This window comes from Rheinheimera baltica DSM 14885 (genome assembly GCF_000425345.1).
Taxonomy (GTDB): Bacteria; Pseudomonadota; Gammaproteobacteria; order Enterobacterales; family Alteromonadaceae; genus Alishewanella; species Alishewanella baltica.
Genome location: NZ_KE384352.1, coordinates 25,858 through 38,837, shown reverse-complemented (window position 1 = coordinate 38,837; position 12,980 = coordinate 25,858). Strand labels below are relative to the sequence as shown.

Genomic DNA, 12,980 nt, shown 5'->3' with positions numbered 1-12,980 from the left:
AAAATCCCCTCCGACGAGATATTACTGTTATCTCAGAATAGGTTACAACCAATCCTGCATTCTGGCTTTTAATCTGACCAATGCCTGACTATGGATTTGACTGATCCGGGACTCACTGACATTAAGTACAGCCCCGATCTCCTTCAAGTTTAGTTCGTCATTATAATACAGCGACAGCACTAATGCTTCTCGTTCTGGTAAACTACTGATTGTTTTTGCTAAATCTTGATGAAAAGCCTCACTAGCCTGGCTTTCATACAAATTATCGCTGTCTGTATCACCAGACGTTACCAGTACATCTTCCGACACCCCAAGGTCTTCAATACCGATAATTCGACCGCTACTGATATCACTTAACATATGATGGTACTCATCAAGAGATATATCAAGTTTTTCAGCAACTTCACTGTCTTTTATATCTCTGCCATGTATAGATTCAAGTTGCGCAATTGTTTCTGCTATTAGCCTTGCATTACGATGGACTGAGCGCGGGGTCCAATCACCTCTTCGCATTTCATCTAACATTGCACCACGAATTCGTATTCCGGCGAAGGTTTCAAAACTGGCACCTTTACTACCATCAAAATTTTTCGCCGCTTCAATCAAGCCAATCATACCCGACTGAATAAGATCATCTACCAATACGCTAGCGGGCAAACGTGCCATCAGGTGATATGCAATTCGCTTTACCAAAGGGGCATGACGTTCGACCATCTGCTGCATATGGTCAACACCGCCATAGGCCGCTATTTTGCTATTCACACTAAACCCCGGTCAGTTTGTGGCTGAACCAATTGCTCCAAAAAAAACTCCAGATGACCTGACGCTGATGCTGGTAACGGCCACTTTGCCGTTTTAAGTGCTAAGCTCTTTACGGCCATGCTCGCCGGCGATCTTGGAAACGCATCAACAAACGCTTTTTGTTTGCGCGCAGCTTTACGTACATTTTCATCGTAAGGTATCGTAGCAACTAATTCTAAATTCACATCCAAAAAGCGATCAGTTACCCGGGTTAATTTTGCGAATAATTCTTGCCCTTCTTTAAGGCTACGTACCATATTGGCAACAATTTTAAATTTTTCGACACCATGATCACGACTTAATATTTTCATTAGCGCGTAAGCATCAGTAATTGAGGAGGGTTCATCACATACCACTACCATCACATCTTGTGACGCTCTGGAAAAACTCAATACCATGTCGGAAATACCCGCAGCGGTATCAACCAGCAATATATCAACTGGTGTTTTTAATTCACTAAACGCTCGGATCAGTCCGGCATGTTCTGCTGGTGCGAGTTCAGTCATGTTTTGAGAGCCAGAGGTGGCGGGAATAATTTTGATACCGAAAGGACCATCAATAATAACGTCATCCAGCTCTGCTTCGCCTGAAAGCACGTGTGACAAATTCTTATCAACTCTCAACCCTAGCATCACATCACAGTTAGCCAAGCCAAGGTCTGCATCCAGCACCAGCACTCTCTTGCCAAGTTGGGCAAGAGCCATGGCAAGATTCAGGGTAACGTTAGTTTTACCTACCCCACCTTTGCCGCCGGTAACTGATATTACTTTTACCATCTGCTTACTCATTCTTCTCAGGCCATTGGCTTGATCGTCAGTATTTTCATGACTATGCATAGGTTCCATCCGCTCGGTGCATCTCGTCGTTGTACCACTGATGAGCCGTGCTACTTTGTGCAATTCGTAATTTTTCTGCTTGTTGTACCAATTTTTTTGCCTCTGCAACGGCGATATCTTCTGGTACACGCTGGCCGTTAGTTAAATAACTGACCGGTAATGCATTGGCGATAGCAACATTGATAACTTCACCTAAGCTTAAGCATTCATCAAGTTTGGTAAAAATACAACCTGACAATGGAATACGTTTAAAATGTGCAACGGATTCCTGCATTACCCTTGCCTGTGCTGTGGCAGACAATACCAGATAACTTTTTATTTTGACACGACTATTATGCACTAGACTGGCAAGTTTTTCCGCTAAGCGCACATCACGCTGACTCATTCCAGCGGTATCTATCAATATTAGTTTACGTTGTTGTAACTGATTGATTAACAAAGCCAGTTCATCACTGTCTTTTGCTTGTTTAACCGGACAACCGATTATTCTGCCAAAAGTTGCCAATTGTTCAAAAGCACCAATACGGTAACTGTCTGTCGTAATAAGCGCGACCTGATCTGCACCGTGGCGTTTGGCAAACTCCGCCGCTAACTTTGCCACAGTAGTAGTTTTTCCTACTCCGGTTGGGCCAACAAGCGCCACAACACCGCCACGACGTAAAATATCATCATTGGTTGTACTTAACTGCCCAGCTAATAATTCTAATGCCGTATCCCAGGCATCAGCGCTATTTGAGTCTTCTGGCATAAAACAGGCAAGCTGATCGGCAACCTGCTCCGACAAACCTAACTGCTGCAAGTTTTCAATAATCAGTGCTCTTACCGGTTCACGGCGAGCTAAGTCCTGCCACATCAAACCTGATACCTGATGCTGCAACAATTGGCGCATTGATAACATTTCGTTGCGCATTGCATCCATTTGTTGCTGAACAAGTTTAGCTTGATGTTCTTGCTGCTTCGTCAACTCGGTCAGGTTTACCTGGCTAATACCGCCACCTACGCCAGAATTTTGACGTTCAAATTGCGGCGCTTTTGCTGTATTAACCGTATTGGTTTTAGCTACTGGTTTTGCCGATGGTGTTTGCTGCGCACTGACCTGTTGCTTAATCATCTGCCGGGCTAACAAGGCTTTTAAAGAGTCTGCCGGAGCATCTGTTTCTGCCTCGTCATCATCAGCGACCGTGGTAGTAAAACGCGGTTCTGCACGCTTAACCTGCATCGTCGCTGGGGTCGCAGCGGCTGTGCCTGCTGGCTCATGGTCTATTGCAGCGACAATTTCGACGCCTTCGGCAACTTTTTTGTTCGACAGAATAATAGCGTCTGGACCAAGAAACTCTTTAACCTCAGTTAAAGCGGTACGCATATCTTTTGCCACAAAGCGTTTAATTTTCATGAGCTAACTCCTAACTTGCCTGGCCAATGACGCTGACAATTCGAATTTGTTTATCATCGGGTATCTCCTGATACGACAATACCCGTAGTCCTGGAATGGTGTACTTCACGAATCGTGCCATGACTGTGCGTAAAATTCCTGACGTTAATAAAACAGCGCTATCACCGTTTAATTCCTGACTCTGATGCGCGTCTTGTAACGATTGCTGGATACGGTCGGCTAGCCCCGGCTCAATACCTGCGCCGTCATTGCCGGCGGCCTGCATAGATTGATGCAGCATTTGCTCTAGTTCAGGTGCAAAGGTAATAACCGGAATCTCTTTACGGCTACCGCCAACCTCTTGCACGATAAGACGACGTAAAGCTATACGACAGGCGGCAGTCAGCACGTCAACATCCTGACTTTTGGCGCCATATTCAACCAACGTCTGCACAATGGTACGCATATCGCGAATCGGCACCCCCTCGTTAAGTAAATTCTGTAGCACTTTAACCACCGTTGTCAGTGCCAATGTATCGGGCACTAAACCTTCAACTAACTTAGGAGAATGTTTTGCCAACATATCAAGCAGGTTTTGTACTTCTTCATGCCCTAATAAGCTGGCAGCGTGGTTTGTTAAGATCTGGCTTAAATGTGTTGCCACTACTGTGGCGGCATCAACTACGGTATAGCCCAACGTTTGGGCATGTTCACGCTGATCTTTGCTTATCCAGACCGCATCCAGACCAAAGGCTGGATCTTTGGTGGCAATCCCTTTAACGGTTCCAAATACCTGACCAGGGTTTATCGCCAGCTCATTGTCGTGGCGTAGCTCGCCTTCACCGCTGGTAACGCCCATCAACGTCATACGATAAGTGTTGGGTTCTAAATCGAGGTTATCCCGAATGTGTACAGCAGGTACCAGAAACCCAAGCTCCTGTGATAGCTTTTTACGTACACCTTTGATCCGGCTTAACAGCTCTCCACCTTGTGTTTTATCTACCAGGGGGATCAAGCGATACCCTACCTCTAATCCTATCGTGTCGACACCTTGTACGTCGTCCCAACCAATTTCTTTAACCACGTTATTCTCAACCGGCGCCACGTCAGACTTATTACGATTTACCACTTCAGCTTTAGTTTCTTTGCTGCGTTTATACATTAAATACGCCGTTCCCCCGACAATGGCGGCAAGCGACAAAAAAGCAAAATGGGGCATACCTGGCACCACACCCATCAGGGTTAATACACCTGAGGCAACAGCCAACACCTGAACATTGCCAAGCTGTGCAGTCATTTGCTGGCCCATGTTCTCTGACTTATTCTGTCGTGTAACGATAATTGCGGTGCCAATAGATAACAACAACGAAGGAATTTGTGCCACCAAGCCGTCACCAATGGTTAATAGCGTATATATTTCCATCGCATCACCAAAGGAAAGGTCGTGCTGCATCATGCCAATGAATAAGCCGCCTACCAGGTTGATGACCAAGATAACAATACCGGCAATAGCATCACCCTTAACAAATTTACTGGCACCGTCCATCGAACCGTAAAAGTCGGCTTCGCTGGTAACTTCTTCACGGCGAACCCGTGCTTCTTCTTGAGTAATAAGCCCGGAGTTTAGATCTGCGTCAATGGCCATTTGTTTACCTGGCATAGCATCAAGAGTAAAACGTGCCGACACTTCAGCAATACGGCCCGCACCTTTTGTAACCACCACAAAGTTAATGATAATCAGAATTAAAAACACCACGATACCGACAGCGTAATTACCGCCAATAACCACAGAGCCGAAGGCTTCAATCACTTTACCAGCGGCATCACCACCTTCATGGCCTTCCAGCAACACCACGCGGGTACTGGCAACGTTTAGCGCAAGGCGCATTATGGTCGCGACCAGCAAAATGGCAGGGAAAGCGCCGAAATCCAGCGGGCGCATAGTGTAAATAGTGACTAGCAACACCACTAACGCTAACGCTATATTGAACGAAAACAGCACATCCAACAGCAGTGGCGGCAATGGCAATATTACCATCGCCAATGCGGCAAGAATAAATAGAGGTGTACCAAGGCCTTTGGCAAAGGCGAATTTCGAGCGGTCGAAATTGGTAAAGAAGCTGGCTAACTGCATGACAACCCTGACAGTAAATTGGCACTATTCTCGATTAAAGCAAGAAATGTTCCAATACTATTTAGCGCAGCCTTAGTGGCGGTATCCTTCTGGAATTGGCAGTTCTTTTGCTAAGGTTTTTGGCCGGCTGCCCTTGCCTTTTTTGTACATTTTTAATTGATAAACATAAGCCAATACCTGCGCCACTGCTGAAAACAATTGTTCCGGAATAGGATGGTCGAGTTTAGTGGTGTAATAAATAGACCGGGCCAGTGCCGGAGATTCAATAACAGGCACTTTGTGTTCATTGGCGATTTTACGAATATGCATCGCCACTTCATCTACACCTTTGGCTACCACCACCGGTGCGCGAAACTTACCCTGGTCGTATTTTAATGCGATGGCATAGTGTGTCGGGTTGGTTACAATAACATCGGCTTTCGGCACTTCCTGCATCATCCGCTTCATCGACATTTGCATTTGCGTGCGACGAATACGGGCTTTAATTTGCGGATCACCCTCACTGTTTTTGTATTCGTCTTTAATTTCCTGCAGCGACATTTTAAGCTGCTTAACATGATTCCACTTTTGGTAAGGTGCATCGACCACGGCAATCACCGATACACTGGCACACAAGCCCAGAAACAACCAAGCCAGAAAATACAATGCTGACTCAATGTTGTTCGGCTCACTCATCAATGACAATGCCATAATGTCGAAGAAGAACATTTTCAGCAATAAATAGGCAATCCCCACGACAACCAACACTTTAAGAATGCTTTTAAGCAGCTCGACCAATGCCTGCAGGCCAAACATGCGCTTAAAACCGTTAAGAGGGTTCATTTTGCTGGCTTTAGGCCCGGCTGCCTCCCAGCTAAAATTAAACCCGCCCAATAAAGTGTTACCAACAAAAGCAGCAACAAGAATAATCAAAAACATGCCTGCCAAGGGCGGTACAACATGCATGCCGACATCGCCCCATGCGGTAAACATTGAATTAGTTTCAAAAATATCTTTAGGGTTTAGTCGCAACATACGCTGACCAATATCTAAAATAGCCATCGCCAGCATTTTACCAAACACCAATATCGCCACGGCACTGCCAATCAACACAAAAGCCGTTCCCATATCTTTAGAGCGGGCTATTTGGCCTTTTTTCGCGGCGTCTTCCAGCTTTTTGGCTGTGGGCTGTTCGGTCTTTTCTGCGCTATCATCTGCCATTAGCGTGCCTTTTAGTTAACAGCCAATCAGCCGGCAGCTGTAGTCAATGCTATGCTGCCACTGTTTGTCGTAGTGAAATAGAAACGTGTCCAACGTTAGCCATAAAATAATTAAGCCTGCAAGCATCGTTATAGGAAAACCAATGGAAAAAATATTTAACTGTGGCGCGGCTCGCGTCATAATACCAAAAGATAAGTTCACCACTAACATAGACACTATCGGTGCCAACGCTATCGCAAGTGACGTTGCAAACATCCAGCCGCCAAATTCAACGACGGTCCAGTAACTTGTCACTTCCCACCATTGGCCATTAATTGGCAGAGTATCAAAGCTAAATACCAGCATCTGGATCATGATCAGATGACCATCAAATAACCAAAACAATAACGTCGCCAAAATAAGATAAAACTGGCCGATGGCTGGCACGCTGACACCGCTGGCGGGGTCGACCATGGAGGCAAAACCAAGACCGGTTTGAGTCGCTAGTAATTGTCCAGCTAACACAAAGGTGTTGATAAACAACAAAGAGATAAACCCCAACGCAAAACCAATCAACAGCTGCAATAACACCTCTAAAAACATCTGTCCAGACATTAGATTCGGGTTAGCCACAGGGGGTAAAGTTGGCATAATAATCAAGGTAATCATAACAACTAAGCCGGTTTTTATCCGCATAGGGATATTACGCACACCTAAGCCCGCCATGATCAAAAACATGCCTGTTACCCGGCATAGTGGTAACAAGTAATCCGCGATAGTTTGCATTAAAATGCTAAGCGGAAAGTCCATCGAAACTTACCCGACTATCGTAGGAATACTAAGAAACAACTCGTGGGTGTATTCCATAATCACCTGAGTAAACCAATGGCCACCGAACATCAACGCGAGCAATGTAACGATAAGCCGGGGTAAGAAACTTAATGTTTGCTCGTTAATTGACGTCGCCGCCTGAAACACCGCAACAATAAGGCCTACGAATAAGGATGGCAGAATAATGGCACTGACCAGCAAAATAACCAAAAACAGTGCATCACGTAGTACATCGACAAAAATTTCCGGGCTCATGTACCTACTCCATAGCTGGTTGCCAAGGTACCCATCACCAATATCCAGCCGTCAACTAAAACAAACATCATTAATTTAAATGGCAACGAGATAATCATGGGGGACAACATCATCATACCCATCGCCATCAGCACGCTGGCGACAACTAAGTCGATAATCAAAAACGGAATAAATAACATAAAGCCTATTTGAAACGCAGTTTTCAGCTCACTGGTAATAAACGCCGGAATAACGACGGTAATGGGATAATCCTGCGGCTGCTCTGCTACGTCTAACCCCGCAATTTGGGCAAAGGTATCCAAATCTTTGGTGCGGGTTTGATGCAACATAAACGCTTTCATCGGCACAATGGCAGCATCCAATGCTTGTACCGGCGAAATTTCTTCGCTGAGATACGGTTGAATTGCGGTGTCGTTAATGGTTTTAAACACCGGCGCCATTATAAAAAAGGTTAAAAACAGTGTTATACCGATCAATACCTGATTAGACGGTGATTGCTGAAGACCAATAGCTTGCCGCAAGATGGCTAACACCACAATAATGCGGGTAAAGCTGGTCATCATAATAACAATGGAGGGAATAAAGCTGAGTGCTGTCATTAATGCCAGCACTTGCAATGTTACGCTATATTGCTGAGAACCATCAGCACCGGTCGTTACCGTTACCGCAGATAAGGTGCCATTATCAGCCAGAACATCGGGGCTTAACAGCAGGGCAAGCACCACAAACAACAGTCGCAACATAATTCACACTATTTTTTCAGCAAAGATTGTAACTGTGTATGAAAGTCTGATGCCAACTTTTCTTCAGGTAATGAATTTTCTAGTTCAAATAGCAAATTTATGCTGTGTGCCGTGACACCCAAAACACGCTGTTTTCCTTGCATTTCAATGACTAACAAGCGTTCTTTTGGGCCTAGTGGCATAGTAGAAATAATTTTAATATGCCGACTACCTGGCATACGTAGTGTCAATTTTTTGAACGTCCACCCCAGTGCCAGTACTACAGCGACGACAATAGCCAACGATAACGCCATTTTTCCAAGACCAAGACCCGCCTTTGGCCGAGATGTTTTGCTCTCGCTGTTAACCGGCGATTTTATCATGGGGTTTTCAGCAGGGATAACAGCTCCTGCCGGCGGTATTTCAGCCGGCACAGGTTCAGCTTTCTGCGCTGTATCGGCCATTTTTTCGCTATTGTCAGTGTCGGTAACGGCCTGTTGCGCAAGCAGCGAGCCTGGTAACAACAGCGAGCACAGTAAAACAAACATAAATATGCGCATTAGCGTAATTTCTTTATCCGTTCAATCTGGCTAATAACGTCCGTCAGGCGAATACCAAATTTATCATTCACCACAACCACTTCACCATGAGCGATTAGTGTGCCGTTAACCAACACGTCTAAAGGTTCACCCGCAACGCGCTCCAGCTCAACCACGGAGCCCTGGTTTAATTGCAGTAGATTACGAATACTAATTTTTGCCCGGCCCACTTCCATTGAAATGGTAACAGGTATATCTAAAATGGTGTCGAGCTTACGTTTTTCATCTACAGTAATGTCGGCTTTTTCATCCCGCAACTCTTCCAACTCTACCGGTTCAGCACCGTCACCACCGCCTTCAGCTTCTGCCATCGCAGCTGCCCATTCGTCCATGGTGTCTTTATCATCAGCCATTCTCGTTACCTTCTATCACGATCTGATAAATTCAGATCGGCCTCTAATTCAGAAATATCGGCATCGCTGTCGAGCCGACGTCCGCCCTTGGTGAACACATGCATTTCAGATTTAACCGACTCTGGCCGCTTGATCTTTTCGGTGATCTTAAGTGCCACATTATCACGTGAACGGCCAAGTTTCGCCCTGTAGGTGGGTAAATCTTCAATTAACACGGTTATATGTTCAGGTATTTCAATAGGTATAATGTCGCCCGCTTTAAGCTCCATGATTTCACGCAGCGTTAAATCGACATCCATCATTTTGGTTGTCAAATCTACCTTTACATCCATTATTTCATCACGCAGCGCCTTACTCCAGCGCAGGTCCGTATCTTCTTTATCGCTTTGTACACCAGCATCTAATAGCTCACGAATTGGCTCAAGCATGGAATAAGGTAACGCGACATGGAAGTCACCCCCTCCGCCATCAAGTTCAATATGAAAAGAGCTAATGACCACAACTTCTGTCGGACTAACAATGTTTGCCATCGCCGGGTTAACTTCTGAGTCGAGGTATTCAAACGACACATCCATTACCGGTGCCCAAGCTTCTTTGTAATCTTCAAAAATCAATTTGAGCAACATCTGGATGATGCGCCGCTCAGTTGGCGTAAATTCCCGGCCTTCAATTTTTGCGTGATAGCGGCCATCACCGCCAAAAAAGTTATCCACCAAAATAAAGACTAACCGCGCTTCCATCGTAATAAGGCCAGTGCCTTTAAGCGGCCTGAACCGCACCATATTCAAACTGGTGGGTACAAATAAGGTGTGAACATATTCGCCAAACTTAATCATCTGTACGCCGTTAATAGATACTTCAGCGGTACGTCGCATCATGTTAAACAAACTAATTCGCATATGACGGGCAAAACGTTCGTTCACCATTTCCAGCGTAGGCATACGGCCACGCACAATACGATCCTGCGATGAGAAATCGTATTCCATGGTAGAACGGCTCCGGCCTTCGCCGGATTCGTCTATTTCTTCTTCTTCAACGTCATCGACACCATGTAGTAGCGCATCAATTTCATCTTGTGACAGTAAATCGGTCACGGCTGCTCACTCTTATTGCATGACAAAACCGGTGAAAAGGACTTCATCGACCACCACCGAACCTACCACTTCAATCATTGCTTGTTGCAAATCGCTTAACGCTTTGTTTTTCAAAGCATCGCGGCCTGCTACCGTTACCATTTCATCTGCATTTCCTGCACTGAAGGTTTCCAGTAAACTGCCTTCAATCAGCGGAATATGACGCAGCGCGATGATCTCATTATTACTACCACGCACTAAAAGCTGCACTTTAATTTGCACCATCCTATCGCGTGAAGCGCCAGGTACGTTAAAAACGAAAGGCCTGGGTAACGGCACATACAAGGCCGAACCTTTAGCTTCAGTACCGTTGGCTACTGCACCAGCTCCAGCGTTACTGCCTGCATCTGTATTCCCTGTGGAATCATCACCACCGGACATCATCAAAAAGCCAACTACACCTAGTACAAGTAGCAACACCACGCCACCGATGATAAATAGCAATTTCTTTTTACTGCCACCTTCTGCGATGACTAAATCTTTCTCTGCGGCCATAATTGGTTTATCCGTTAATTATTCTGGCTTTATTATGCTCATCTGTAAGGCGTAATGTAAATCATCGCCGGTTAAATTCACTGTGCAACCTATCTTATGCGTAATAATCCACCAAACGCTCGTTGATACTGGTGGTAATCTGCACAGTCTCTGATGGCCCATTAATATCTGACGCGTCTGAACCGGCTTGCTGTGACCTGCTATTGCCATCTTGGCTATCACGCTGTGCCATTTGTCTATCTTGTTGCTGAGATTGCTGCTGCACATTACCTTCGGTTAAGGCAATGCCTTGCTGTTGCAGCATTTCGCGTAAACGTGGTAGCTGTTGCTCTAACAATTCTTTTGCTTGTGGTTGTTGCACAACAAACTGAACTGAGGCCTGATCTTGTTGCATATCTATCTTAATTTGCATCTGGCCAAGCCCGGCCGGATCAAGACGTATTTCTGCTACCTGAATATTTTGCCGCACCATCAGACTAACCCGCTCACGCAACTGACCGGCTGCATCAGTTTGTTGCAAGTTCAAACTTTGCTTTAATTGCTCAGCAGGCGATTTTGCTGCTGATTTTTGTATGGCAGATTGCTGTCGCAACTCCGCCGCCTGCAAACTGCTACCAAAGAGCACATCCTGGCGGGGTGTTACCGGCTCTGATGTCAGTTTAGCGGCGCTATGTTGATGCTGCTCGGCTGCGGTTTGCAATTGTTCAAATATTTGTGCCGTGTTGCCATGCTGCCCTTGTTGCTGCTGCGAATTTTGTTGCTGCGCCGATTGTTCAGACGCTTTATTGCCAACCGATAAATTAACATTGGCTTCAGCGCTAAGCGCAGCACCTGCTTTGTTGCCTGGTTTAGCTTCTGTACCAGCCTGACCCGCTACATCGGCTTTAGCTATTTGCGCTGCTATCGTCGGTGCATTTGTTTCAACCGACTGGCTAGCAACTAATTCTGCGCTATTTAGCATTTGAGCGCGTGCGCCGGGCGTATCCTGCTCGATAAGCGACGGTTTTTTGACATCATCTATCGCTGCCTCTGCTAACGGCAAATCGTTCTCGCTGCCAATTTGCTCGGTGGTCAGTTGCAGTGCAGACAATGCCGCGTCTTGCTCACCCGATGCAGCAGTTAGCCGCTGCTCTACTTTTATTGGCGAGACCGACTCAGAATTGCCGTTTTTACTAATAAGCGGCTGAGCGTATCGCGAACTAACGGTTGACGCTGTTGTTTGATGCTGTGCTTCGCCGCTCTGTTGCGCAGCCTTGCTTTGCTGCACAGCATCGCTTTCTGAAGTGGCTGTTGTGCCTGACTCAGATAGAATAGTCTGTTGCGATGTTGCTGTTAAATCTGCAGCAGAAACTGGTTTCTTATGCTCTGCACCCGTCTCAGCGTTAAGTGTCTCTACTTTGCCTTTTAGCGATGCCAACGTCTGTTTTAGTTCATTGCGGTCAACCAATGATTTATCGGTGTCGTGATTCTTTGTGTTGTTATCTGCAGTATCACTGGGCAATTCCGTTAAATTATCCTTTACCGCGCCGGCATTTGCTTGCGTTTTAGCAGCTGATAATGCCTGTTGACGTTCTACTTCATTATCGGCGGCGTCATTAACTGCATTACTTTGGTTTGCCTTAGCATTGGCAGCACTATCTATTGCTGCCATATTGACACTTTCATCACTGGTTAACTTAGCCGTTTTATCGCCAGCAATCTGTTGCTGTGCGCTATTGCTCAGTATTTTATCAGTTTGAGTCGCAGTAGTAGCTTGGGTTTTGTTCTGCGCATCTTGCGCTGCGGTGGAGGCTTGCTTTAACACGGCTTCATCGGCTAGCTCATTCGAATTATCGCTAGCCTCTGCAAGATGTTCCACAACATCAGCTTCGCTGTTGTTCAACAAGGTATCATCTTCAGCGCTTACATCAGGCTTTGCTGCTGCATTAGCAGCTGCTAGTGTTCTGTCTTTTAGCGCAATTTGCCCAAGTATGCTTGCAGTGAGTGCGCCAGCGCCTTCGCTATTAATATCATCGGTAAGAGGTACATCGCCCAGTATCGCCTGACTTATCTCAGATAACACACTGATACCGGCAGGGAGCTGCCGTAGCGCCGAATTAGCCGGGCTGTTTTTTGCCGGTTGCGCCGCATCGCTCAAGATGTCACCGAACATGATGTCAGGCTTGTCACTGTCAGCGCCAGACCAAGCATTATCAGACTTCAGGGCCAGATCAGTCCCCGTCATCAATATTGATATTTGTAAGCCTTGCGTCATACCACTCTCCCGTTAA

13 protein-coding genes are annotated in these 12,980 nt (G+C 46.0%); all 13 read right to left on the bottom strand.

Features of this window, described 5'->3' with window-relative positions; genetic code table 11:
- Nucleotides 1–42: 42 nt before the first annotated feature.
- Nucleotides 43–762: an RNA polymerase sigma factor FliA gene (locus H595_RS0119960; protein ID WP_027672711.1), complete on the bottom strand. Its 720-nt coding sequence runs from the start codon at nucleotides 760–762 to the stop codon at nucleotides 43–45.
- Nucleotides 759–1,637 carry a MinD/ParA family protein gene (locus H595_RS0119955; RefSeq protein ID WP_027672710.1) on the bottom strand — a complete coding sequence of 293 codons (879 nt, stop codon included), beginning with the start codon at nucleotides 1,635–1,637 and terminating at the stop codon, nucleotides 759–761. The genes H595_RS0119960 and H595_RS0119955 overlap by 4 nt, the downstream gene beginning before the upstream one ends.
- Nucleotides 1,630–3,030 (bottom strand): flagellar biosynthesis GTPase FlhF, encoded by a 1,401-nt coding sequence (gene flhF, locus H595_RS0119950; protein ID WP_027672709.1) that lies wholly within the window; start codon nucleotides 3,028–3,030, stop codon nucleotides 1,630–1,632. The genes H595_RS0119955 and flhF overlap by 8 nt, the downstream gene beginning before the upstream one ends.
- Before the next feature lie 10 nt (nucleotides 3,031–3,040).
- Nucleotides 3,041–5,143, bottom strand: coding sequence for a flagellar biosynthesis protein FlhA (gene flhA, locus H595_RS0119945; RefSeq protein ID WP_027672708.1), 2,103 nt, complete (start codon nucleotides 5,141–5,143; stop codon nucleotides 3,041–3,043).
- A gap of 72 nt (nucleotides 5,144–5,215) precedes the next feature.
- Nucleotides 5,216–6,343: a flagellar biosynthesis protein FlhB gene (gene flhB / locus H595_RS0119940; protein WP_027672707.1), complete on the bottom strand. Its 1,128-nt coding sequence runs from the start codon at nucleotides 6,341–6,343 to the stop codon at nucleotides 5,216–5,218.
- Between the two features lie 15 nt (nucleotides 6,344–6,358).
- Nucleotides 6,359–7,132 (bottom strand): flagellar biosynthetic protein FliR, encoded by a 774-nt coding sequence (gene fliR / locus H595_RS0119935; RefSeq protein ID WP_027672706.1) that lies wholly within the window; start codon nucleotides 7,130–7,132, stop codon nucleotides 6,359–6,361.
- A gap of 6 nt (nucleotides 7,133–7,138) precedes the next feature.
- Entirely contained in the window at nucleotides 7,139–7,408 is a 270-nt protein-coding gene (gene fliQ / locus H595_RS0119930) for a flagellar biosynthesis protein FliQ (RefSeq protein WP_027672705.1), read from the bottom strand.
- The gene (gene fliP / locus H595_RS0119925; RefSeq protein WP_027672704.1) at nucleotides 7,405–8,151 is read right to left on the bottom strand and encodes a flagellar type III secretion system pore protein FliP; all 747 of its coding nucleotides are present in this window, start codon (nucleotides 8,149–8,151) and stop codon (nucleotides 7,405–7,407) included. The genes fliQ and fliP overlap by 4 nt, the downstream gene beginning before the upstream one ends.
- Before the next feature lie 8 nt (nucleotides 8,152–8,159).
- Nucleotides 8,160–8,690 (bottom strand): flagellar biosynthetic protein FliO, encoded by a 531-nt coding sequence (fliO, locus tag H595_RS24665; protein ID WP_051220014.1) that lies wholly within the window; start codon nucleotides 8,688–8,690, stop codon nucleotides 8,160–8,162.
- The gene (gene fliN / locus H595_RS0119915) at nucleotides 8,690–9,082 is read right to left on the bottom strand and encodes a flagellar motor switch protein FliN (RefSeq protein ID WP_027672702.1); all 393 of its coding nucleotides are present in this window, start codon (nucleotides 9,080–9,082) and stop codon (nucleotides 8,690–8,692) included. The genes fliO and fliN overlap by 1 nt, the downstream gene beginning before the upstream one ends.
- A gap of 5 nt (nucleotides 9,083–9,087) precedes the next feature.
- Complete coding sequence (gene fliM, locus H595_RS0119910) at nucleotides 9,088–10,176, bottom strand: flagellar motor switch protein FliM (protein ID WP_027672701.1); 1,089 nt, start codon at nucleotides 10,174–10,176, stop codon at nucleotides 9,088–9,090.
- A 12-nt stretch (nucleotides 10,177–10,188) separates the two neighbouring features.
- Nucleotides 10,189–10,710: a flagellar basal body-associated protein FliL gene (gene fliL, locus H595_RS0119905; protein ID WP_027672700.1), complete on the bottom strand. Its 522-nt coding sequence runs from the start codon at nucleotides 10,708–10,710 to the stop codon at nucleotides 10,189–10,191.
- Nucleotides 10,711–10,804: 94 nt separating this feature from the next.
- Nucleotides 10,805–12,964, bottom strand: coding sequence for a flagellar hook-length control protein FliK (locus H595_RS0119900; protein WP_027672699.1), 2,160 nt, complete (start codon nucleotides 12,962–12,964; stop codon nucleotides 10,805–10,807).
- Nucleotides 12,965–12,980 lie beyond the last annotated feature (16 nt).

What these genes read in the sequence shown, in the direction of transcription:
- fliP (WP_027672704.1), bottom strand. Translation starts at nt 8,151, where the DNA reads ATGTTGCGACTGTTGTTTGTGGTGCTTGCCCTGCTGTTAAGCCCCGAT.
- fliR (WP_027672706.1), bottom strand. Translation starts at nt 7,132, where the DNA reads ATGGACTTTCCGCTTAGCATTTTAATGCAAACTATCGCGGATTACTTG.
- fliN (WP_027672702.1), bottom strand. Translation starts at nt 9,082, where the DNA reads ATGGCTGATGATAAAGACACCATGGACGAATGGGCAGCTGCGATGGCA.
- flhB (WP_027672707.1), bottom strand. Translation starts at nt 6,343, where the DNA reads ATGGCAGATGATAGCGCAGAAAAGACCGAACAGCCCACAGCCAAAAAG.
- H595_RS0119900 (WP_027672699.1), bottom strand. Translation starts at nt 12,964, where the DNA reads ATGACGCAAGGCTTACAAATATCAATATTGATGACGGGGACTGATCTG.
- fliQ (WP_027672705.1), bottom strand. Translation starts at nt 7,408, where the DNA reads ATGAGCCCGGAAATTTTTGTCGATGTACTACGTGATGCACTGTTTTTG.
- flhA (WP_027672708.1), bottom strand. Translation starts at nt 5,143, where the DNA reads ATGCAGTTAGCCAGCTTCTTTACCAATTTCGACCGCTCGAAATTCGCC.
- fliO (WP_051220014.1), bottom strand. Translation starts at nt 8,690, where the DNA reads ATGCGCATATTTATGTTTGTTTTACTGTGCTCGCTGTTGTTACCAGGC.
- flhF (WP_027672709.1), bottom strand. Translation starts at nt 3,030, where the DNA reads ATGAAAATTAAACGCTTTGTGGCAAAAGATATGCGTACCGCTTTAACT.
- fliL (WP_027672700.1), bottom strand. Translation starts at nt 10,710, where the DNA reads ATGGCCGCAGAGAAAGATTTAGTCATCGCAGAAGGTGGCAGTAAAAAG.
- H595_RS0119955 (WP_027672710.1), bottom strand. Translation starts at nt 1,637, where the DNA reads ATGCATAGTCATGAAAATACTGACGATCAAGCCAATGGCCTGAGAAGA.